Genomic DNA, 18,286 nt, shown 5'->3' on the forward strand with positions numbered 1-18,286 from the left:
ACTAGACCTCTCGTACCATGAACGGCGACGCGGAGCGGAGGAGGTCGGCCCATGGCGGGTGCGTACGTGGTGCGGTTCGTCGGCGGCCCCCTGGACGGGCGGGTCGACTCGGTGAGCGCGCCCCCGGACGCCCCCAAGCCGACGCTGACCCACGTGCACCTGCACGGCGGCCCGAAGATCGTGCACCACTACGACCTTCAGTACGCCGTCGAGTACGGCTGCGAGTACCGCCTGCGCGTCGAAGACTGACCCCGAAGACCCGGGAAGGCCCGATTGGTCCCGGACCGATCCCGAACCGGCCCCGAACCGGCCCTGGACCGGCCCCAAACCGGCCCTGGACCGGCTCTGGACCGGGTTTGGAGAGAGCGCGTCGCGGTGTGCTCGACCGCGTGTGGGAGCGCTCTCGCACCAGTCTCCTGTCCATTTTGGACCTACAGCGCCGGGTCGCGTGGACTAGGCCGCGAAATGGCCTCGACTGTCCACAATGGACGAACGGGGTCGTTACGCGGTGTTGCTTGTGTTCGTCGCCCATCCGACGCACAGTGGGTGCCGCGTCCCGGCCGGCCCGCGGAATTGTCGGTGTCGTAGGGCAAGCTGCACGCGACGGAACATGATCGGCAGTGGAGGTGCCTGATGGCGAAGGCGAAGCAGAGTTCCTTGTCGGCCGAGGATCTCGACCACCTGCGCGGGGAACTCGCCGCGGGCCGCCCGCCCGCGGTGTGGTTCACCTCCGCGGCGGTCGGGGTGGAGGCGGGCCGGTCGGCCAAGGTGCTGGCGTTCACCGACCCGCCGGAGGGCGACTACATCCAGGTCCGCCCGACCGGGGCGAAGGACGAGTTGTCGTTCTCGCCCGCGGAACTCACCCTGGAGAAGCCCGCGCCGCGCCGCCGGACGCCGCCCGCCCCCCAGCCGGAACCGGAGCCCGCCGCGGCCGCGCCGACCCCGGTCGAGCACATCTACACCCCGGAGCCCAAGCCCGTGCCCCCCAAGCCCGCCCCGAAGCCCGCGCCCGCCCCGGCCCCCGCCGCGTCGCCGGCCCGCGCCGCCGGTCGCAAGCAGCCAAAGCCCGCCGAGGTGACCGTGACGCTGACCTCCACCGCCGAGGGCGAGTGGACCGTCGACGTGCAGACCGGCGCGAAGCGGGTCCTGAGAAACGCGCCGATCGCGGCGTCCGCGGTGGCCCAGGCCGCCAAGCTCCTGCTGCCGGAAGTCGACGAGGCGGTGGAGACGGTTTTGAGCGCCGCTCGGGAACGCCACTTGGCGCGCGTCGAACAACTCCGCGCGGAGTTGGCGGCGGCCCAGCGGGCATTGGATGAGCTAACCGGCTGAAATGCGGCCACGTAGTGCGACGTTCTGATGATAAAAGCTCCGCGATCGGGTGACTGGTCTTCCCACGCACGGCGGTAGGGCGCACCGTAGGGGCCGTCATACCGTGCCAACAACTGGATGCCCACGCGATCACGGGGAGGCCATGATGGCCGTAGAGATCACGACCACTGAAGAGGTTCCGGCGGCCGGCACGTGCGGCTGCTGCGGCGGCTGCACCGGTCCCGGCTGCGGGTGCTGCTCGAGCTGTTGATTCTCCGCATTGCCGACGACCCCCGCGGGCAGCTGTCCGCGGGGGTCGTCGCAGGTTAGGGCGGGAAATGCCGGAAATGCTCTTCCGGTCGGCTCGCCGCGGCAGATGGATCGATAGCGAACAAATACGCTGTGACGTCCTGATCACATTGTCAGGGCGGGCAGACCGTGCCGCTGGTGGGCAGTTTTGCATCGGTCAGGAATTCGACCGCGGCCTGCGTCGCGCACGCCGACTGCACCAGCGCGCCGTGCCCGCCGCCCTGCCACCCCACCACGACCCCGGCGGGCAGCGCCTGCGCCGCCCGCTCGGTGCCGCCCTGCGGCGTGACCGGGTCGGTCGCGGTGCTCAGCACCAGGACCGGCGGCGCGCTGGACAGCTTGGGCGCCTTCGGCAGCGGCGGCACCGGGAACGGCCCGCACAGCAGCAGCCGCCGCGCGTACCAGGCCCCGAACAGCGGCTGCTTGGTCCGCCAGTCGTCGGCCATGCTCTTCACCCGCTCCGGCGGGATCCGGGTCGTGGTGTCGTTGCACCTGGTCACGATGCCCGGGTCGAGCAGCGGCGGGTTGTCGTCGCGGTCCACCACCTGCGGGCGCACGAAGTCGGTCAGCGGCGCGCCGTTGCCCTGCTCGGCCGCCACCAGCGCGTCGGCCAGCGCCGGCCACCTCGCCCGGTCGGCCAGCCCCGCCAGCACCGCCGACACCGCCGTGCCCGCCGTCAGGTCCAGGTCGTTGCCCCGGATCTTCTTGGTGCGCAACGAGTCCAGCAGCGCGGTGAACCGCTTCGTGGCGTCCGACCCGAGCGCGCACGACCGGATAACGCAGTCCTTCTGGAAGGCCGCGAAGGTCTCCTCCGCCGCGACCGCCTGCGCCTGCGCCACCCCCGGCACGTCCAGCGCCGGGTCCGGCGCGCCGTCGAACACCATCCGCCCCACCCGGTCCGGGTAGCGGCTCGCGTACAGGGTCAGCACCTTCGACCCGTCGCCGACGCCGATCGCGTTGAGGTGCGCGGTGCCCAGCGCCTCCCGCAACTGCTCCAGGTCCGCCGACGTGCGCCACGAGTCCACGGCCGGCAGCCGGTTCTCCAGGTCCAGCACGCACTCCTGGCTGGCCCGCCCGATCGACTCCAGCAGCTCGTCCTGGGTCGGGCTGTCCGGGTCGGACTCGACGATCCCGGCCCGCGCCACCTCCGGCACGCACTGCACGCCGTCGGACTTGCCGGTACCCCGCCGGTCCACCCCGATCAGCGAGAACGTGCTCAGCAGCGCGGGCGGCAGCGACGCCGCCAACCGGGCCGCCTTGAGCGTGCCCGGCTCGCCGTCCGGGTCGCCCACCACGACCAGCGCGGTGCCGCCCGTGCCGACCTTGAGCAGCGACATGCCCAGCGCGCCGCGCCCCGGCCGGTTGGGCACGTCGAGCTTCACGGTCAGCCGCGCGCACTCGTACTGCTGGTCGCCCGCCGGCGCGGCGGACCCCATCCGGGCCTTGGTCGAGTCGGTGCACGACGACCAGGTGAGGGTCGACTGGAAGTTCTCCAGCGGGGGAACCTCGCGGGGGCCGGTCGGGGCCGGGGCCTCGGTCTGCTCGCCGGCACCGTGCACGGCGATCACCGGCCGGGTCGACGGGCCCGCGCTGCACGCGCCGAGCGCGCTCAGGGCCACCAGCAACAGGGCGGCGTGACGCCGACGCGGCACAGTCGTCCCTCACTCTCTGTCGATGGTGGTGCAAAGCCTCACATAACCGAGGTGAGACTTCGGTGAGCGGGGGAGGATGGGCGACGTGGTCATGGTGCACGTCGAGGGTTCCCCTGAGCGGCGGGTTTCCGGTTCCGGGCCGTTCGCCGCCGCTGTCCGCGCGTTCGGCGCGATCCCGCCGCCGGCGCTCGTCCTGCTCGGTGTGGTCAGCGTCCAGGTCGGTGCCGCGGTCGCCAAGCAGCTGTTCGGCATGGCCGGCCCGATGGGCACCGTCGCCCTGCGGCTCGCGCTGGCCGCGCTGGTGCTGGTGGTCGTCTGGCGGCCGTCGTTCCGGGTCGACAAGCGCACCCTGCTGGTCATCGGCGGCTACGGCGTCGTGCTCGGCGCCATGAACCTGACCTTCTACCAGGCCATCGAGCGCATCCCGCTGGGCGCGGCGGTCACCATCGAGTTCCTCGGCCCGCTCGCGGTGGCCGTGCTCGGGTCGCGCCGCTGGCTCGACGGCCTGTGGGCGCTGCTGGCCGCCGCGGGCGTGGTGCTGCTGACCAGGGTCGACGGCGGTCTGGACCCGGTCGGCGTGCTGTTCGCGCTGGGTGCGGCGGTCTGCTGGGCCGGGTACATCCTGCTGGCCGCGGCGCTGGGCAGCCGCACGTCGGACGGGCGCGGGCTGGCGATGGCGATGGTGTTCGCGGCGGTGGTCGTGCTGCCGTTCGGCATCGCCGACGCGGGCGCGGCGCTGCTCGACCCGGTGGTGCTGATCGCCGGCGCGGCGGTGGCGCTGCTGTCGTCGGTCATCCCGTACTCGCTGGAGCTGGAGGCCCTGCGCCGGATCCCGCCCCGGGTGTTCGGCATCCTGATGAGCCTGGAACCGGCCGTCGCGGCGGTGGCCGGGCTGATCCTGCTGCACGAGGCGCTGCGTCCCGCACAATGGGTGGCGGTGTGCTGCGTCGTCCTGGCATCGGTCGGGGCGACCAGGACCGCGCGACCCCCGGAGGTCTGAGTGGTGCAGAGCAAGGCGGCGACGGTCGAGGAATACCTGGGCGAGCTGCCGGACGACCGGCGCGACGCCGTGGCCGAGGTGCGGGAGGTGATCCTGGCCAACCTGCCCGAGGGCTACGACGAGGGCATGGCGTGGGGGATGATCACCTACTCGGTGCCGTTGAGCCGGTCCGGCGCGACCTACAACGGCAAGCCGCTCGGGTACGTGGCGCTGGCGTCCCAGAAGAACTACCTGTCGCTGTACCTGACCTGCGTGGACGGCGGGCGTGAGCAGGAGTTCCGGGCCGAGTTCGAGGCGGCCGGCCACAAGCTCGACATGGGCAGGTCCTGCGTCCGCTTCAAGCGCGTCGCCGACCTGCCGCTGGACGTGATCGGCCGCGAGGTGGCCCGCTACCCGGTCGACGAGTTCCTGGCCCTGGCGACCGCGGCCCGCTCCACCCGATAGCCCGCACCGGGGATCGTGCCTGCGCTGGGCCGTTCAGATTCGGATCGTTCAGGGATCGTTCAGAACGGGATCGTTCAGGGTCGGATCGGCGCACGGGCCGGCGCGGCGGCTTCGGCGGCCGGTGCGCCGGGACCGGAGACGGTGGGGTTCGGTGTGCCGGGGGCCGGTGGCTCCTGGCCCGGTGACTCCGAGCCCAGGGCCCCGTCGACCAGTTCCCGGCCGCGCGCCTCGAAGATCGCCGCGTAGTGGGCCGAGTACCGGTCGTAGACGGCGACCACGTCCTCGGCCTTGGCCACCTCGCCCCGGAACCGGTCGCGCAGCCGGCGCATCGTGTTCACGTCGGCCCGGCGCTTCTGGCTGTGCAGGTACGGCTTGAACGTCACGTTCAGCCCACCCACCACCGCCGCGATCAGCAGCAAGGTCTTGCCCAGCACCGTTTCCGACGACGTGAACCCCACCGCCAGCACGGCCGGCACCAGGATCAGCACGATCGTGTAGACCACACCGGTGCTGCGGTGGACCTGCCGCCACACGGTCAGCCGCCGGTAGTCCGTGCGCATCCGGTCGTCGAGTTCCTGGACGAGCGCGTTCACATCCGCCACGCCCGGTCACGGTACGCGGCCGGCCGCTCACCGTCCCCGGATCCGCCGATCCCGCCCGAGCTGGCCCAGCGGGCTCGACCTACCGGGCCGGGCGGGGCCCACTCCGCCGCGTCAGGCGGGCTTGACCTCGCCGCGCAGCACCGACTCCACGTCGTAGCGCGCCGGCTGGTCGAGCTGGTCGTAGCCGCACGACTCAGGCGTCCGGTCCGGCCGCCACCGGCGGAACTGGCCGTTGTGCCGCAGCCGCGCCGGGGCCGCGCCCTCGGTCTGCGAGTAGGCGATCTCCAGCACCCGCTCCGGGCGCAGCGGCACCCAGTCCGCGTGCTTGCCGCGCCACCGGTTGACCTCGCCGGGCAGCCGCCGGCCGTCCGGCTCCACCAGCCACGGGTGGTCGCCCTCGGTGATCAGCCCGGCGAACTCCTCCGCCAGCGCCCGCCGCTCGGCCGCCTTGAACGACCCGACGACACCCACGTGGTGCAGCACGCCCCGGTCGTCGTGCAGCCCCAGCAGCAGCGACCCGACCGCCGTGCCCGGCTCGGTGTCCTTGTGCCAGCGCAGACCCGCCACCACGCACTCGGCGGTCCGCTGGTGCTTGACCTTGATCATGGTGCGCTTGCCCGGCGAGTACCCGGCGGACGCGGGCTTGCCGATCACCCCGTCCAGCCCCGCGCCCTCGAACAGCTCGAACCACTGCGCGGCGAGTTCACCGTCCGCGGTGGCGGGCGTCAGGTACAGCGAGTCGCCGGGTGTGACCAGGCCCTCCAGCCGATCCCGCCGCGTCGTGCACGGCTCGTCGAGCAGCACCTCGTCGCCCACCGCGAGCAGGTCGAAGGCCACGAAGCTCGCGGGTGTCTGCTCGGCCAGCAGCTGCACCCGGCTGGCCGCCGGGTGGATGCGCTCGGACAACGCGTCGAAGTCCAGCTTGTCGTTCTTCGCCACGACCAGCTCGCCGTCCACCACGACCCGCTCCGGCAGGGTGCGCAGCAGCGCCGCCACCGCCTCCGGGAAGTACCGGTTGAGCGGCTTGCCGCTGCGGGACTGGAGGGTCAGCTCGTCGCCGTCGCGGAACACCAGGCAGCGGTAGCCGTCCCACTTGGGTTCGAACACCCAGTCCGAGCCGGTCGGGATCTTGTCCACCGCGTTGGCCAGCATCGGCTGCACGGGAGGGTTCAGCGGGAGCGCCACGCCGCCATCCTGACTGGTGACGGCCCTCGGCGCAGCTGTTCGACGGGTTCGGGCACCGCGCGTCGGGCCCGCGGGACCCGGCGTCCGGTCTTCAGTGGACCCGCTGGCGGGCGCGGGCCGCGAGGTCGAGTCGGACGGCGGTGGGCAGCACCGACACGCCCAACGTCTCGCGGGCGCGGGCCAGCACCCCGTCCAGCTCCCGCCACACCGCGCGGACGTCCGCGCCCTGGCCGAGCGTGACCTTCAGCCGCAAGGCGGGTTCGCCGATCACCTTGACCTGCGCGGACGTGACGCCGTCGACCTGTTCCACATCGGACTTCACGGCGTCGGCGATGGCGCCGGAGGTGACCACCACGTGGTGGTCGAGCGCGAGGTCCGGGTGCCGTTCCGGGGTGGCGGCGCGCCACGCCCAGCGCAGCCCGACGACCACCAGGACCAAGCCCGCGACCAGCGCGCCGATCCGCACCAGGAGCAGGTGCTCGCGCGCCCAGTCCAGCGCGGTCGGGTCGAACAGCGGCCGGTCGACGTGCCGGGCGTTGAGCACGACCGCCCCGACCCCGGCGAGCAGCGCGATCGTGCCGAGGATCGCGGCGCAGACCCGTTCGGTGCGGTAGGAGCGGGCGATCATCGGCTCTCCGTTCCCGTGCCGGCCAGGTGGTCTGCCGCCGGTGCGTTGTCCGGGGTGCTGCTGTCGGGTGTGGTCCGGCGGTCGATCGGCGGTGTCGATCGGCGGTCCTTGGGGGAGCTGACGACCACGGAGACCTTGGGGGGCTTCGCGATCGGCAGCGCCTTGACCGTCGCGCGGACGACTTCGAGGAGCCGGGGGCGGAGCGAGGCTTCGTCGTGCAGCGCGCTCGTCGCCCGCACGTGCACCTTGCGGCGCGAGACGGTGACCGAGGCCGACGCGACCCCGTCCTCCGCGCGCACGCGGTGGCCGACGACGCGGGCCAGCGCGGTCGGCGTGGTGGTCACGATTACCTGGTCGGACGGGTCGTGCAGGCGGACGTAGCGGAAGCGGGCGGTCATCGCGATCAGCAGCAGCAGGAGCCCGGCGGCCGCCGTGATGAGACCGGTCGTGAGGACGCGGTCGTCGGTCCACCGGATGTCGCGCGGCCACGGCACGAGGTGGCCGTGGCCGGCCCAGTGCCAGGAGATGTCCGCGATGACCAGCACGCCGACGGCGGCCACGGCCAGGCCGAGGAACGGTGACAGGAAGCGGAGCAACGCGCGCACGGCCGTCACCCCACCCTGGAACGGACCGGGGGCCGCAGCGCGGACACGGTGACGTCGACGTCGCGGACGTGGTAGCCGGTGAGGCGCTCCACCTCGTCGGCGACGCTGCGCCGGACCTCGGCGGCGGCCTGCCGGACGGGGGAGGGGTAGTGCAGCGCGAGCCGGACGACGACGTCGACCACGTTCTCGCCGCTCTCCCGGACCTTCACGGTGGAGCCGGATGAAGCCTCGGGCACCGAACCCACCGCCCGCACCGCGATCTTCCGCAGCACGGAAGGGTGGATGTCGAGCGAACCACGATCGTCCACCGCCTGACCGAGCCGATCCGCGGCACCGTCCCGTGCGGACTCGAAGAGCGGGCTCAACGGCACGGTGTAGGTCTCGATCCGCCCCGTGCGCAGCCGTGATCGCGTGGTCTCACTCCGGACGCGCCCCGTACCGATCCGCATCCGGATCCGCCTGCCGCCCCCGCCGTTGCTCCCGCCGCTTCCGCCGCTGTTCCCGCCGCTGTTCCCGCCGACGCTTCCGCCGTTCCCGCTGCCGCTGGTTCCGGCGACCCCCGCGGCCGGGGTGCTCACTTGTCCCGCCCCCGGCCGAGGAGGTCACCGAGGTCGAGCTGCCCGTCCAACACCCGCCCCACCACCAGCCCGATGACACCGACGGCCAACGTGACGAGGAAGGCGGCGAACCCACTGGCCGCCGCCAACCCGAGCACCAGCCCCGCCAACAACCCGGTCTGAGTCCCGTTCATAGCCAACACTCCCAACCACTAGATGAGGTCCCGCCGAACCCGACGCCCAACCAACCGCCGCCACAACCGCCGCCGCACGAAGAAGACCGGCGCGTCGAACCGCCGCTCCCCGTCCGATCCACCGGCCGCACCACCCGCCGCCGCACCACTTCCGGCCCCGCCGACTCCCGACGCGCCGTCCGCAGACCCCGCCGCCCGCAACTCGGCCAACCCCCGCACGAACACCTCGGGGTCACCCCCGACATCCGGGTGGTTGGCCCGCACAAACGCCCGAATCTCCGCCCGCCGGTTCACTCCACCCCCACCTCCGGCATCACGCCGAACCTCAACGCACCAGGGCGATTGATCCCACGCCGGCCCACGCCGGATCGCAGTGGGAGGGGCCGGCTCACGTCAGTTCGCGCAGCTCCGGCTCGACGCGTGCCAGATTGCGCGGCACCGGGCCGATCCGCACCGGGCCGATCCGCACCGGGTAGCTCTACGCCGGGGTGCATCGCGGCGGGTCGCATCGTGACCACCGCGCCCTGCATCCCGCACGCCGCGACCGCGGTGGGCACGCACGGCACCGGGGCGTTCGTCCCTGCGTTCCGGCGCTGCCAGCTCCGCACGGTCCCGCGCCGCGCCAGCTGCAAGCGGTGCGGCTGGGTGGTGGGGTCGGCGGTGGTGGGGGTGTGCGGGTGCCACTGTTCGGTGGGTGGGCAGGGGGCGGTGACGGCTGTCGGGGCCTTGCGCGAATGCTTCGCCGGGAGTGCCGCGCTCCTTGTTTCCGGCAACGAAATCATCGCGTGGATCGTGCCCGAACTTCGGGTGGTTCGCCCGATCGAAGGGCGTCTGCCGCATTCTGCTGATCCGTTTCCCCAGGTCACGAAGGTCACGGGTCCTCCAGGTCGGCCACGGTCACGTCCACCGGCACGTTTCCGGCCACCTTCGCCACCACGTCCCGCAGTTCCGCCACCACCTCCGGGATGGGGCGGCCGGGGCGCAGCACCACCGACACGCCCACCCGCTCCTCCGCCCGCACGCCCACGACCTGCCTGCCCGGCAGGTACGACGCGTACCCGCGGGCGAGGCGGGCCACCGACGGGTGCGCCAGCAGCGCCGCCTCGATCTGCTCCGCCTGGTGCATCCGGACTACTCGACGCGCGAGGGCTGGGACTGCTGCTCTTCGGACTCGCCGTTCTCGTCGGGCAGGTGGATGTCGTTCACCGCGATGTTCACCTCGATGACCTCCAGGCCCGTGATCCGCTCCACCGCCGTGATCACGTTCCGCCGCACCGCCCGCGCCAGGTCGACGATCCCCGCCCCGTACTCGACCACGATGTCCAGGTCGATCGCCGCCTGCTTCTCGCCGACCTCGACCGACACGCCGGACGTCGCCGAGGTGCCCGCACCGGGGATTCGTTCGCGCAGCGCACCGAACGCCCGGGAAACGCCGCCGCCGAGCGCGTGCACGCCGGAGATCTCGCGCGCCGCGATGCCCGCGACCTTCTGCACGACGGACGACGCGATGGTCGTCTTGCCCTGCGTCGTGTCGTCGGCCAGGCGGGCGGGGGTGTTGTCGGGCTTGGTCGCTGTGTTCTGGGCCATGGCGCGGTCCTTTCCGGATCCGAATCGTTCTGCACAGGTTCGGATGCGGACCGTGTCCGGGTCATCACGGCAATGTGACGCTCGTCACCGCCATGTCCCCCGATCGGGTATCCGATCGCGGAGGGTGCGGCAGGGAAGCAGCAGGCGAGGAGCGACGGGTCAGGGGGCGATGTCGATCAAGTGCACGTGCACGACCGGCGCGGCGTCGCCCAGGTGGGCCACCAGGTCGTGGGCCAGCCTCGACCGGAGGTCGTCCGCCGCCGCGATCGCCGGTGCCGGGTACCGCGCGGCCACGAGCACCTGCAACTGCCCGTCCTCCACGTCCGTCCCGCGCACGTGCAGGCCCAGCTCCGCCGCCAGCTCCACGGCCAGCTGCCGGCACACCGCGAGCACCGCCCGCTCCGACACCCGCACCCGACCGCCGTCCTGGTCGAACTCGACCGGGGTGGAACCCAGTCTCGGGCGGACGCCGTGCACGGCGGCCAGCACGCGGGTCACCAGGCCCGGCGGCGTCGGCACCGGGGTCACCGCCGTCTCCCGGACGGCCGCCCACCGCCGTTCCAGCTCCGCCAGCTCGGCCGCGCAGTCGGCGCACCCGTCGACGTGCCGGGCCAGCGCCGGGTCGTCGTCGCGGTCGGCCAGGTACGCCACCAGCTCGTCCGCCGAGCGTCCGCAGGGGAGCGGGCTCATCGCTGCTCCCTCAGCTTCGCCATGAGGGCCACCCTTGCCCGGTGCAGCCGCGCGCGCAAGGCCGGCACCCCCGTGCCCAGCACCTGGGCCACCTCCTCGTAGCTCAGTCCCTCCAGCTCACGCAGCACGAGCGGCACCCGCTGCGACGGTTCGAGGCTCGCGATGGCGCGCAGCACGACGTCCGTCGTCTCGTTGCGCAGCAGCGACGCCTCCGGCCCGTCCACGGCCCTCGGCTCGGGCGCGGACTCCAGCGGCACGGTCGGCTTCTTGCGCCGCAGGTGCGCCAGCGCCGCGTTGGTCACCACCCGGTACAGCCAGGTGGACGCCGCCGAGTCGCCGCGGAACCGGGGCAGCGCCCGCCACGCCGAGATCCACGCGTCCTGCACCACGTCCTCGGCCTCGACCGGGTCGCCGACGATCCGCAGCGCCACCCGGTACATCCGCCCGGTGTGCCGGCGGACCAGCTCGTCGAACGCCGCGGTGTCGCCGCGCACGGCGGCCTCCAGCAGGGGCTGGTCCGCTGTCACGCGCCCGCCCGCCGGTACCGGAGCAGCAACGCGCTCTCGTACCGCAGGATCGACGCCAACTCCAGGTCGCGCGGCGCCGGCGGCAGCGGGCCGGTGGCGATGCGGCCGGCGTCACCGCCCGCGAGCACCGGGGCGAACGTCACGCACAGCACGTCCACCAGGCCGGCCTCGATCAGCGCGCCGAACAGGGTGGGCCCGCCCTCGCAGTCGACCCGCCGCAGCCCGCGCTCGTCCAGCGCGGCCAGGGCGGTGGGCAGGTTCACCTCGCGGTCGCCGGCGACCACCACGTCCGCGCCCGCGTCGGCCAGCGCGTCGCGGCGGTCGGCCGGCGCGGCGGACGTGGTGAGCACGATCGGCCGCACCGCGGACTCGGTGATCAGCGGCGAGGTGGGCTCGATGGAGCACCGCGCGGTGACCACGGCGACCGGCGGGACCGGCGACAGGCCGAGCCGGGCCCGCCGCTCCTGGCGCACCTCGCCGGCCTTGACGCCCCGGTAGCCCTCGATCAGCGCGGTCCGCGCGCCGACCAGCACGACGTCGGCCAGGTCGCGACCCAGCGCGAACACCTTCTTGTCCGCCGGGTTGCCCAGGCCGCCGGACTTCCCGGCGATGGTCACCGCTCCGTCCACGCTGGACACGAAGTTGACCTGCACCCACGGCCGGTCCAGCCCGGCCGGGTAGTCGTAGAGCCGTTCCAGGTCGGCGTCGGTGATCCCGCCCGCGGTCCCGGGGTCGGTGGAAGGTGGCGGCCACAACATCTGCACGTGCCCATCCCAGCACGCCGTTACGCTTCGGGCATGTCAGCCCCGCGCCTGTCCGACCGCGATCCCCGCGTCGAGCCGGACGAACTGGTCGGGGCGATGGTGCCGCCGCCCCGGTTCGACACCGTCCGGTTCGCGACCTACCTGCCCAACCCGGACGAGCCGAGCCAGGCCGCGGCGGTCGAGGCGTGCGAGGCGTTCGCGGAGCGGGTGTCGGCGGGCGAGCGGGGCTGGTTCGGGTCGCTGTTCCGCAAGTCGCCGCAGGACAAGCCGGGCCTCTACCTCGACGGCGGGTTCGGCGTCGGCAAGACGCACCTGCTCGCGTCGATCTGGCACGCGGTGCCCGGCCCCAAGTCCTACGGCACGTTCGTGGAGCTGACGAACCTGGTCGGCGCGCTCGGGTTCGCCGAGGCGGTCCGCCGGCTCTCGGCGCACAAGCTGCTCGCGATCGACGAGTTCGAGCTGGACGACCCGGGCGACACGATGCTGGTGACCAGGCTGATCAAGGAGCTGGCGGCGGCGGGCGTGGCGGTCGCGGCGACGTCGAACACGCTGCCGGACAAGCTGGGCGAGGGCCGGTTCGCGGCGGCGGACTTCCTGCGCGAGATCCAGTCCATGTCGGCGAAGTTCACCGTGGTGCGGGTGGACGGCCCGGACTACCGGCACCGGGGCCTGCCCGACGCGCCGGAGCCGATGACCGACGACGAGCTGACCGCGAGGGCCGAGGGCACGCCCGGGGCGACGCTGGACGACTTCGCCGGGCTGTGCGCGCGGCTGGCGCGGCTGCACCCGTCCCGCTACGGGCGGCTGCTCGACGGGGTCACGGCCGTGCACCTGCGCGGCGTCGCGCCCGCGCCGGACCAGGCGGTGGCGTTGCGGCTGGTGGCGCTGGGCGACCGGCTCTACGACCGGGACATCCCGGTCGCGGTGTCCGGCGCGCCGCTGTCGGAGTTGTTCACCGAGGAGATGCTGCGGGGCGGCTACCGCAAGAAGTACCTGCGCGCGGTGTCCCGGCTGGTAGCCCTTTCGAGGTAGCCCCGACCCTCCCGCGACGTAGCCGAGAACCCCCCTCCCGGGTGACCCCCGGGGGACCGTTGGCGCTGGTTTTGCGGGGTGTCGTCCGGGTATCCACACTCCGTGATGAGCGAAGCGGAGCGCCGGACGCTGAACGAGATAGAGCACAGACTCGCCGTGGAGGAGCCGGGACTGGCCGACGTGCTGGTCAGCGGTCGCCCTCGCCACCCACTCACGACCTACGCGCTCGTGGCCACGTTCGCCGCGCTCGGCGTCCTGCTGATCGCGCTCGGCGTGGTCGGGACGGGCCTGCTGTCCATCGGCTGCGCGGCGATCACCCTGCTGCTGCGCGGTTTCACCCTCCGCTGACCCCGACCGTCCTGCTACGGGACGAGGTTCACGCGGGCCGTGCACGTGCCGACGAACGTCGTCGCGTCGTAGTTCTCCCAGCGCGCGCCGCCGTCCCACGGGTCCTGCACGAGCAGACCGGCGAAGCTCGCCCCGATCAACCGCAACGAGCTCATCCGGGTGTAGCCGGTGACCACGCGGGCGTGGCCGGGCACGAAGCTGATCGACGGCCGGTGTTCGCGGACCTCGGAGCGGTACTCGGCGAAGGTCGGCGTGGAGGTCAGCTCGGCGGTCAACGCCTTGCCGGTCAACGTCTCCAGCGCCGGCGCCACGTCGTGCTCGTCGCCGGAGACCGGGAACTCCTCGGTGCCCAGCCCCAGCTCCTCCGCCAGCCGCTCCTGGTCGTAGAGGTAGCGGTAGAAGTCCAGCACCACCTGCACGCACGCCGCCGTCGCCCACTGCGCGGTCTCCTGCCGGAACGGCCGCCCGCACAGCCGCAGCTCCTGGGTGTCCACGCGCGGTCTGAGCACCTCCTCGACCAGGCCGCGGTCGAACCGCCGCACCACCGGCTCGGTGACCTTCAGAACCTGCGCCAGGTGCGTCAGGTCCTGCACCCGCTGCCGGTAGCGCTCCTCGTTCGCGATCCGCGCCGCCGCCGACGCCGTCGGCCGGGCCACCGGCCGCGCGGGCTCCAGCCGGCCCTCCGGCACCACCGCGACCAGCGGCGCGCCCAGGCACGGCCGGGCGGCGACGTCGACGTAGCCGTCCCCGGCGGGGTACCGCCACAGCGCGACCTCGCCCGTCTCGTCGCACACCGGCACCGGCCGGTCGGACAGCCGGACGCCGTCGGCCGGGATCGGCAGCGCGCCGACCGTGACCAGCACTCCCAGCTGCGCGGCGACCATGCGCGCCATGTCGACCGTGGCCATCGAACCCTCCCCAGAATGGTGTCCGTGACCTAAGGAGCACCCGGAGGGGGCCGCTGATACGCGAAACCCGGTGGCTTCACGGTGCGTGTCCGGGCGACCATGCGCGGTGTGGGATTCCTGGACTCGAACGGCCTCGCCTACCGTCTGCCCGACGGCCGCGAGCTGTTCCGCGACGTGTCGTTCAAAGTCGGCGCGGGCGCGGTGGTGGCGCTGGTCGGCGCGAACGGCGTCGGCAAGACGACCCTGCTGCGCATCCTGTCGGGCGAGCTGACACCGAGCGCGGGCAGCGTGCGGGTGCAGGGCGGGCTCGGCGTGATGCCGCAGTTCGTGGGCTCAGTGCGGGACGGCAGCACGGTGCGCGACCTGCTGCTGGCGGCCTCGCCGAAGGCGCTGCGGGACGCCGCGACGGCCTTGGACCAGGTCGAGCTGGCCCTGATGGAGACCGACGACGAGCCGACCCAGATGAAGTACGCCGACGCCCTGACCGGGTGGGGCGAGGTGGGCGGCTACGACGCCGAGGTCCTGTGGGACACGGTCACCGTGGCCGCGCTCGGCGTCCCGTTCGACCGGGCCCGGTTCCGCGAGGTGCGCACGCTCTCCGGCGGCGAGCAGAAGCGGCTGGTGCTGGAGGCGCTGCTGCGCGGGCCGGAGCAGGTGCTGCTGCTCGACGAGCCGGACAACTACCTCGACGTGCCGGGCAAGCGCTGGCTGGAGGAGCGGCTCGGCGACACCGGCAAGGGCGTCCTGCTGGTCAGCCACGACCGGGAGCTGCTCGACGTGGCCGCCACCCAGGTGGTGACGGTCGAGGCGCGCTCGGCGTGGACGCACAGCGGCTCGTTCGGCACCTGGCACGCCGCCCGACAGGCCCGGATCGAGCGGTTGGCCGAGCAGCACCGGCGGTGGGACGAGGAGCACCACCGGCTCAAGGAGCTGGTCCGCACGCTTCAGATCCAGGCCCGGATCAGCGAGGTGATGGCGGCGAAGTACCGCGCCATGCAGACCAGGCTGGCGAAGTTCGAGGAGGCCGGGCCGCCGCCGGAGCTGCCCACCGACGAGCGGGTCACGCCCCGGCTGCGCGGCGGGCGGACCGGCGTGCGCGCGATCACCTGCGCCGGGCTGGAGCTGACCGGGCTGATGAAGCCGTTCGACGTCGAGGTGTTCTTCGGCGACCGGGTGGCGGTGCTGGGGTCCAACGGGTCGGGCAAGAGCCACTTCCTGCGGCTGCTCGGCGGCGGCGAGGTGGCGCACACCGGGGCGTGGCGGCTGGGCGCGCGGGTCGTGCCGGGGCTGTTCGCGCAGACCCACCAGCACCCGGAGTGGATCGGCCGGACGCTGGTGGACATCCTGTGGCACGGCGACGACGGCCGGTCGGGCAAGGACCGCGGCGCGGCCATGGCGACGTTGGACCGCTACGGCCTGGCCAAGTCGGGCGACCAGCGCTTCGAGACGCTGTCCGGCGGGCAGCAGGCCCGCTTCCAGGTGCTGCTGCTGGAGCTGTCCGGGGCGACGTTGCTGCTGCTCGACGAGCCGACGGACAACCTCGACCTGAACTCGGCGGAGGCGTTGCAGTCGGCGCTGGACGAGTTCACCGGGACCGTGGTCGCGGTCACCCACGACCGCTGGTTCGCCCGCACCTTCGACCGCTTCCTGCTGTTCCGGTCGGACGGCGAGGTGGTGGAGGTGGACGAACCGGTCTGGGACGAGCAGCGGGTCCGCCGCGCCCGCTGACCGCCGCGCCCGCTCGTCCGCGGGCTCGGAGGGCGGCGATCAGGCCCGTTGTCCGGCAACCTCCCGCCGGTCCCGGTTGTTCACCCGGGTGGGGTAAAACCCGAGCGTGGAGCACGTCGACGCCTACTGCGAGCGGTTGACCGACGCGCTGTGGGCCGAGCCCCTCAACGCCGTCAGCAACCTCGCGTTCCTGATCGCCGCCGCGCTGCTGTGGCGGCTGCGACCGGTCGCCGGCGGCCTGCGGGCGCTGCCGGTGCTGCTCGCCCTGGTCGGGCTCGCGAGCCTGGCCTTCCACACCTGGGCGACCCGGCTCACCGGAGCGCTCGACAGCGGGTTCATCGCCCTGTTCGTCCTCTACTACCCGGTGGTGTTCGCGCACTGGTTCCTCGGGGTGCGCTGGAGCCGGGCGTGGCTCGCGGTGCCCGCGTTCGTCGTGTTCGCCGCCGCCACGAGCCCGCTCGCCGCCCTGATGCCCGGCGGCAGCTACCTCGCCCCCTGGCTGGCGCTGGTCGTGATCACGGTCGTCGCCGCCGTGCGCGGCCTGCCGTGGCGTGAGCTCGCGGTCGCCGCCGCGCTGTTCGCCGGGTCGCTGGCGCTGCGCACGCTCGACCAGCCCCTGTGCGGGGTGTGGCCGAGCGGCACGCACCACGCCTGGCACGTGCTCAACGCGGCGGTGCTGTTCCTGGTCGCCCGCGCCGCTATTCGACGTGAGCGGCCAGCCGGCCGGACTTGACCGCCTTCGCCAACCGCTCGTGGTCGGCGGCGGTCTGGTCGGCGTAGGCCACCGCGTACCGGGTGAACGCCTCGTCCAGGTCGTCGCCGCCCGCGCAGTACCCGGCGAGCAGCCTCGGGTCGACCGACCGGGAGTGCGCCCGCGCCAGCAGCGCCCCGGCGAACCGGCCGTAGTCGTCGAGGTCGTCGCGCTTCAACGTGGTCGCGTCGATCTCACCCTTGCGGTTGCGGAACTGCCGCACGATGAAGTGCCGCTCGCCGATCGTGGTCCAGCCGAGCAGGATGTCGGTCTCCGCCTGCACCAGCCGTGCCCCGTGCACGATCCGCTTGCCCTCGTGCTTGGCCTCCGGCACGTCGAGGAACGGCGCGAGCGCGGACCGCCGGGCCTCCTTGACCTGGAGGATCAGCGCCTCGTCGCCGTTGCCGTGCAGCAGGACCAGGTAGTTGCGCAGCCCGACGCTGCCGGTGCCGACCACCCGGAACGCCACGTCGGACACCCCGTAGCGCATGATCAGCTCGTACCGCGACTCGCGCAGCGTGTCCACGTAGGACGGGAGCGCGTCGATGACGGCCTGCGCCTCGGCGTCCGGGATCCTGGTCAGCACCGGGGGGTCGGCGACGAACCGCCAGTGCCCGCCCTCCCGCCGGGTCCACTTCGCGGCGACCTTCGCGCTGGTGTTCTTGCGCGCCTTGGACGCGGCCCTGCTGAACTCGTCGGTCAGGTCGTCGGCCTTGGCCTTGGACAGCACCGACTCGTCGCCCAGCGCGCTCCACGACTCCAGGAACGGGATCTCGGCCAGGTGCTTGGCCGCGCCCCGGTACGCCCGCACCGCGTCGCCGGCGGCGTCCCGGCAGCCCTTCTCCGACACGCCGCCCGCACGCCCGGCCAGCACCAGCGAGGTGACCAGCCGCTTGAGGTCCCACTCCCACGGGCCGGGCAGGGTCTCGTCGAAGTCGTTGATGTCCATGACGATCTGGCCGTCGGGCGTGCCGTAGAGCCCGAAGTTCGCGGCGTGCGCGTCACCGCAGAGCTGCGCGTCCAGCCCGCTGCGCGGCCCCACCGCGAGGTCGCCCGCCATCAGCCCGGCGCTGCCCCGGAAGAACGCGAACGGCGAGGCCAGCATCCGGCCGATCCGCAGCGGCACCAGGTGCGGCAGCCGGCCCTCGTTGGACGCCTCGACGTACTCGACGACCGACGGCCGGTCGGGCGCGAGGGTCAGCGCGCGGTGCGCCTCGTGCGACACCGCCGCGCGCAGCCGACGCCCTTCCGCCAGGACCTCTTCGGGCTCGGTCCACCGGCCCAGCGCGACGGCCGCCTCGGCCCGCCTGTGTTCTCCCATACCGGGAATGATGCACCGGCGGCGCGCTGGATACCGTCCCGTGGCAAGCCTGTGACCTGCGCAATCGGTCTGTCTGCGCAATTCGGGCACGATCGTCGCCGGCCGTGTCCGGACGGTGGCGAACAGTGCCGGACAGGGCCGGCCAG

22 protein-coding genes and 1 pseudogene are annotated in these 18,286 nt (G+C 73.2%); 9 read left to right on the top strand and 14 right to left on the bottom strand.

What is annotated here, in order from left to right; translation table 11 throughout:
- Positions 1–51 precede the first annotated feature (51 nt).
- A complete protein-coding gene (locus BN6_RS09270; protein ID WP_015099320.1) occupies positions 52–249 on the top strand; it encodes a hypothetical protein in 198 nt (65 codons plus the stop codon).
- A 384-nt stretch (positions 250–633) separates the two neighbouring features.
- Positions 634–1,329 carry a DUF6319 family protein gene (locus tag BN6_RS09275; RefSeq protein WP_015099321.1) on the top strand — a complete coding sequence of 232 codons (696 nt, stop codon included), beginning with the start codon at positions 634–636 and terminating at the stop codon, positions 1,327–1,329.
- A gap of 401 nt (positions 1,330–1,730) precedes the next feature.
- On the opposite strand, the gene BN6_RS09280 is transcribed toward BN6_RS09275, so the two are convergent.
- Positions 1,731–3,269 (bottom strand): alpha/beta hydrolase, encoded by a 1,539-nt coding sequence (locus BN6_RS09280; RefSeq protein ID WP_015099322.1) that lies wholly within the window; start codon positions 3,267–3,269, stop codon positions 1,731–1,733.
- A gap of 76 nt (positions 3,270–3,345) precedes the next feature.
- On the opposite strand from BN6_RS09280, the gene BN6_RS09285 reads away from it, so the two are divergent.
- Together BN6_RS09285 and BN6_RS09290 are read left to right on the top strand one after the other, a co-directional pair.
- The gene (locus tag BN6_RS09285; RefSeq protein ID WP_015099323.1) at positions 3,346–4,269 is read left to right on the top strand and encodes an EamA family transporter; all 924 of its coding nucleotides are present in this window, start codon (positions 3,346–3,348) and stop codon (positions 4,267–4,269) included.
- Positions 4,270–4,713 carry a DUF1801 domain-containing protein gene (locus BN6_RS09290; RefSeq protein ID WP_015099324.1) on the top strand — a complete coding sequence of 148 codons (444 nt, stop codon included), beginning with the start codon at positions 4,270–4,272 and terminating at the stop codon, positions 4,711–4,713.
- A 74-nt stretch (positions 4,714–4,787) separates the two neighbouring features.
- Here the strand turns inward: BN6_RS09290 and BN6_RS09295 are convergent, their stop codons facing one another.
- From BN6_RS09295 to BN6_RS09355, 11 genes are all read right to left on the bottom strand, one after another.
- Positions 4,788–5,315: a hypothetical protein gene (locus tag BN6_RS09295; protein ID WP_015099325.1), complete on the bottom strand. Its 528-nt coding sequence runs from the start codon at positions 5,313–5,315 to the stop codon at positions 4,788–4,790.
- 111 nt (positions 5,316–5,426) lie between these two features.
- A complete protein-coding gene (locus BN6_RS09300; RefSeq protein WP_015099326.1) occupies positions 5,427–6,500 on the bottom strand; it encodes an ATP-dependent DNA ligase in 1,074 nt (357 codons plus the stop codon).
- 91 nt (positions 6,501–6,591) lie between these two features.
- Positions 6,592–7,128, bottom strand: a complete 537-nt coding sequence (locus BN6_RS09305) for a hypothetical protein (RefSeq protein ID WP_015099327.1) — start codon at positions 7,126–7,128, stop codon at positions 6,592–6,594.
- The gene (locus BN6_RS09310; protein WP_231905162.1) at positions 7,125–7,733 is read right to left on the bottom strand and encodes a DUF6286 domain-containing protein; all 609 of its coding nucleotides are present in this window, start codon (positions 7,731–7,733) and stop codon (positions 7,125–7,127) included. The genes BN6_RS09305 and BN6_RS09310 overlap by 4 nt, the downstream gene beginning before the upstream one ends.
- Before the next feature lie 5 nt (positions 7,734–7,738).
- Complete coding sequence (locus BN6_RS42915; protein ID WP_084672878.1) at positions 7,739–8,182, bottom strand: Asp23/Gls24 family envelope stress response protein; 444 nt, start codon at positions 8,180–8,182, stop codon at positions 7,739–7,741.
- 125 nt (positions 8,183–8,307) lie between these two features.
- Positions 8,308–8,484: a hypothetical protein gene (locus BN6_RS47385; protein ID WP_015099330.1), complete on the bottom strand. Its 177-nt coding sequence runs from the start codon at positions 8,482–8,484 to the stop codon at positions 8,308–8,310.
- A gap of 871 nt (positions 8,485–9,355) precedes the next feature.
- The gene (locus tag BN6_RS09335) at positions 9,356–9,610 is read right to left on the bottom strand and encodes a hypothetical protein (RefSeq protein WP_015099331.1); all 255 of its coding nucleotides are present in this window, start codon (positions 9,608–9,610) and stop codon (positions 9,356–9,358) included.
- 5 nt (positions 9,611–9,615) lie between these two features.
- Positions 9,616–10,071: an Asp23/Gls24 family envelope stress response protein gene (locus BN6_RS09340; RefSeq protein ID WP_015099332.1), complete on the bottom strand. Its 456-nt coding sequence runs from the start codon at positions 10,069–10,071 to the stop codon at positions 9,616–9,618.
- Between the two features lie 159 nt (positions 10,072–10,230).
- Positions 10,231–10,761 carry an anti-sigma factor family protein gene (locus tag BN6_RS09345; protein WP_015099333.1) on the bottom strand — a complete coding sequence of 177 codons (531 nt, stop codon included), beginning with the start codon at positions 10,759–10,761 and terminating at the stop codon, positions 10,231–10,233.
- The gene (locus BN6_RS09350) at positions 10,758–11,288 is read right to left on the bottom strand and encodes an RNA polymerase sigma factor (RefSeq protein ID WP_015099334.1); all 531 of its coding nucleotides are present in this window, start codon (positions 11,286–11,288) and stop codon (positions 10,758–10,760) included. The genes BN6_RS09345 and BN6_RS09350 overlap by 4 nt, the downstream gene beginning before the upstream one ends.
- Complete coding sequence (locus BN6_RS09355; protein ID WP_041316389.1) at positions 11,285–12,046, bottom strand: pyrimidine reductase family protein; 762 nt, start codon at positions 12,044–12,046, stop codon at positions 11,285–11,287. The genes BN6_RS09350 and BN6_RS09355 overlap by 4 nt, the downstream gene beginning before the upstream one ends.
- 39 nt (positions 12,047–12,085) lie before the next feature.
- Between BN6_RS09355 and zapE the strand changes: the two genes are divergently transcribed.
- Positions 12,086–13,084 carry a cell division protein ZapE gene (gene zapE / locus BN6_RS09360; protein ID WP_015099336.1) on the top strand — a complete coding sequence of 333 codons (999 nt, stop codon included), beginning with the start codon at positions 12,086–12,088 and terminating at the stop codon, positions 13,082–13,084.
- Positions 13,085–13,189: 105 nt separating this feature from the next.
- On the top strand, positions 13,190–13,432 hold the full coding sequence (locus BN6_RS09365) for a DUF3040 domain-containing protein (protein ID WP_041312385.1): 243 nt from the start codon (positions 13,190–13,192) through the stop codon (positions 13,430–13,432).
- A 14-nt stretch (positions 13,433–13,446) separates the two neighbouring features.
- Here BN6_RS09365 and BN6_RS09370 read toward each other — a convergent pair whose 3' ends face one another.
- Positions 13,447–14,340: a hypothetical protein gene (locus BN6_RS09370; RefSeq protein ID WP_015099338.1), complete on the bottom strand. Its 894-nt coding sequence runs from the start codon at positions 14,338–14,340 to the stop codon at positions 13,447–13,449.
- Between the two features lie 216 nt (positions 14,341–14,556).
- Here BN6_RS09370 and BN6_RS50120 point away from each other — a divergent pair.
- The 3 genes and pseudogenes from BN6_RS50120 to BN6_RS09380 form a co-directional block, all read left to right on the top strand.
- Positions 14,557–14,958 (top strand): annotated as a pseudogene (locus tag BN6_RS50120) (ATP-binding cassette domain-containing protein); the annotation flags it as partial.
- Positions 14,959–15,474: 516 nt separating this feature from the next.
- Complete coding sequence (locus BN6_RS50125) at positions 15,475–16,068, top strand: ATP-binding cassette domain-containing protein (RefSeq protein ID WP_408005333.1); 594 nt, start codon at positions 15,475–15,477, stop codon at positions 16,066–16,068.
- A 106-nt stretch (positions 16,069–16,174) separates the two neighbouring features.
- Positions 16,175–16,801 (top strand): hypothetical protein, encoded by a 627-nt coding sequence (locus BN6_RS09380; RefSeq protein ID WP_015099340.1) that lies wholly within the window; start codon positions 16,175–16,177, stop codon positions 16,799–16,801.
- Here the strand turns inward: BN6_RS09380 and BN6_RS09385 are convergent.
- Entirely contained in the window at positions 16,767–18,140 is a 1,374-nt protein-coding gene (locus tag BN6_RS09385) for a DUF2252 domain-containing protein (RefSeq protein ID WP_015099341.1), read from the bottom strand. The two genes, BN6_RS09380 and BN6_RS09385, sit on opposite strands and share 35 nt — an antisense overlap.
- Between the last annotated feature and the right edge of the window lie 146 nt (positions 18,141–18,286).

The organism is Saccharothrix espanaensis DSM 44229 (genome assembly GCF_000328705.1).
GTDB lineage: Bacteria > Actinomycetota > Actinomycetes > Mycobacteriales > Pseudonocardiaceae > Actinosynnema > Actinosynnema espanaense.

Bases quoted from the DNA above. Each gene is read 5' to 3' on its own strand.
- BN6_RS09270 (WP_015099320.1), top strand. From the start codon at position 52: ATGGCGGGTGCGTACGTGGTGCGGTTCGTCGGCGGCCCCCTGGACGGG.
- BN6_RS09275 (WP_015099321.1), top strand. From the start codon at position 634: ATGGCGAAGGCGAAGCAGAGTTCCTTGTCGGCCGAGGATCTCGACCAC.
- BN6_RS09285 (WP_015099323.1), top strand. From the start codon at position 3,346: ATGGGCGACGTGGTCATGGTGCACGTCGAGGGTTCCCCTGAGCGGCGG.
- BN6_RS09305 (WP_015099327.1), bottom strand. From the start codon at position 7,128: ATGATCGCCCGCTCCTACCGCACCGAACGGGTCTGCGCCGCGATCCTC.
- BN6_RS42915 (WP_084672878.1), bottom strand. From the start codon at position 8,182: ATGCGGATCGGTACGGGGCGCGTCCGGAGTGAGACCACGCGATCACGG.
- BN6_RS47385 (WP_015099330.1), bottom strand. From the start codon at position 8,484: ATGAACGGGACTCAGACCGGGTTGTTGGCGGGGCTGGTGCTCGGGTTG.
- BN6_RS09335 (WP_015099331.1), bottom strand. From the start codon at position 9,610: ATGCACCAGGCGGAGCAGATCGAGGCGGCGCTGCTGGCGCACCCGTCG.
- BN6_RS09340 (WP_015099332.1), bottom strand. From the start codon at position 10,071: ATGGCCCAGAACACAGCGACCAAGCCCGACAACACCCCCGCCCGCCTG.
- BN6_RS09345 (WP_015099333.1), bottom strand. From the start codon at position 10,761: ATGAGCCCGCTCCCCTGCGGACGCTCGGCGGACGAGCTGGTGGCGTAC.
- BN6_RS09355 (WP_041316389.1), bottom strand. From the start codon at position 12,046: ATGTTGTGGCCGCCACCTTCCACCGACCCCGGGACCGCGGGCGGGATC.
- zapE (WP_015099336.1), top strand. From the start codon at position 12,086: ATGTCAGCCCCGCGCCTGTCCGACCGCGATCCCCGCGTCGAGCCGGAC.
- BN6_RS09365 (WP_041312385.1), top strand. From the start codon at position 13,190: ATGAGCGAAGCGGAGCGCCGGACGCTGAACGAGATAGAGCACAGACTC.
- BN6_RS09370 (WP_015099338.1), bottom strand. From the start codon at position 14,340: ATGGCCACGGTCGACATGGCGCGCATGGTCGCCGCGCAGCTGGGAGTG.
- BN6_RS50125 (WP_408005333.1), top strand. From the start codon at position 15,475: ATGAAGCCGTTCGACGTCGAGGTGTTCTTCGGCGACCGGGTGGCGGTG.
- BN6_RS09385 (WP_015099341.1), bottom strand. From the start codon at position 18,140: ATGGGAGAACACAGGCGGGCCGAGGCGGCCGTCGCGCTGGGCCGGTGG.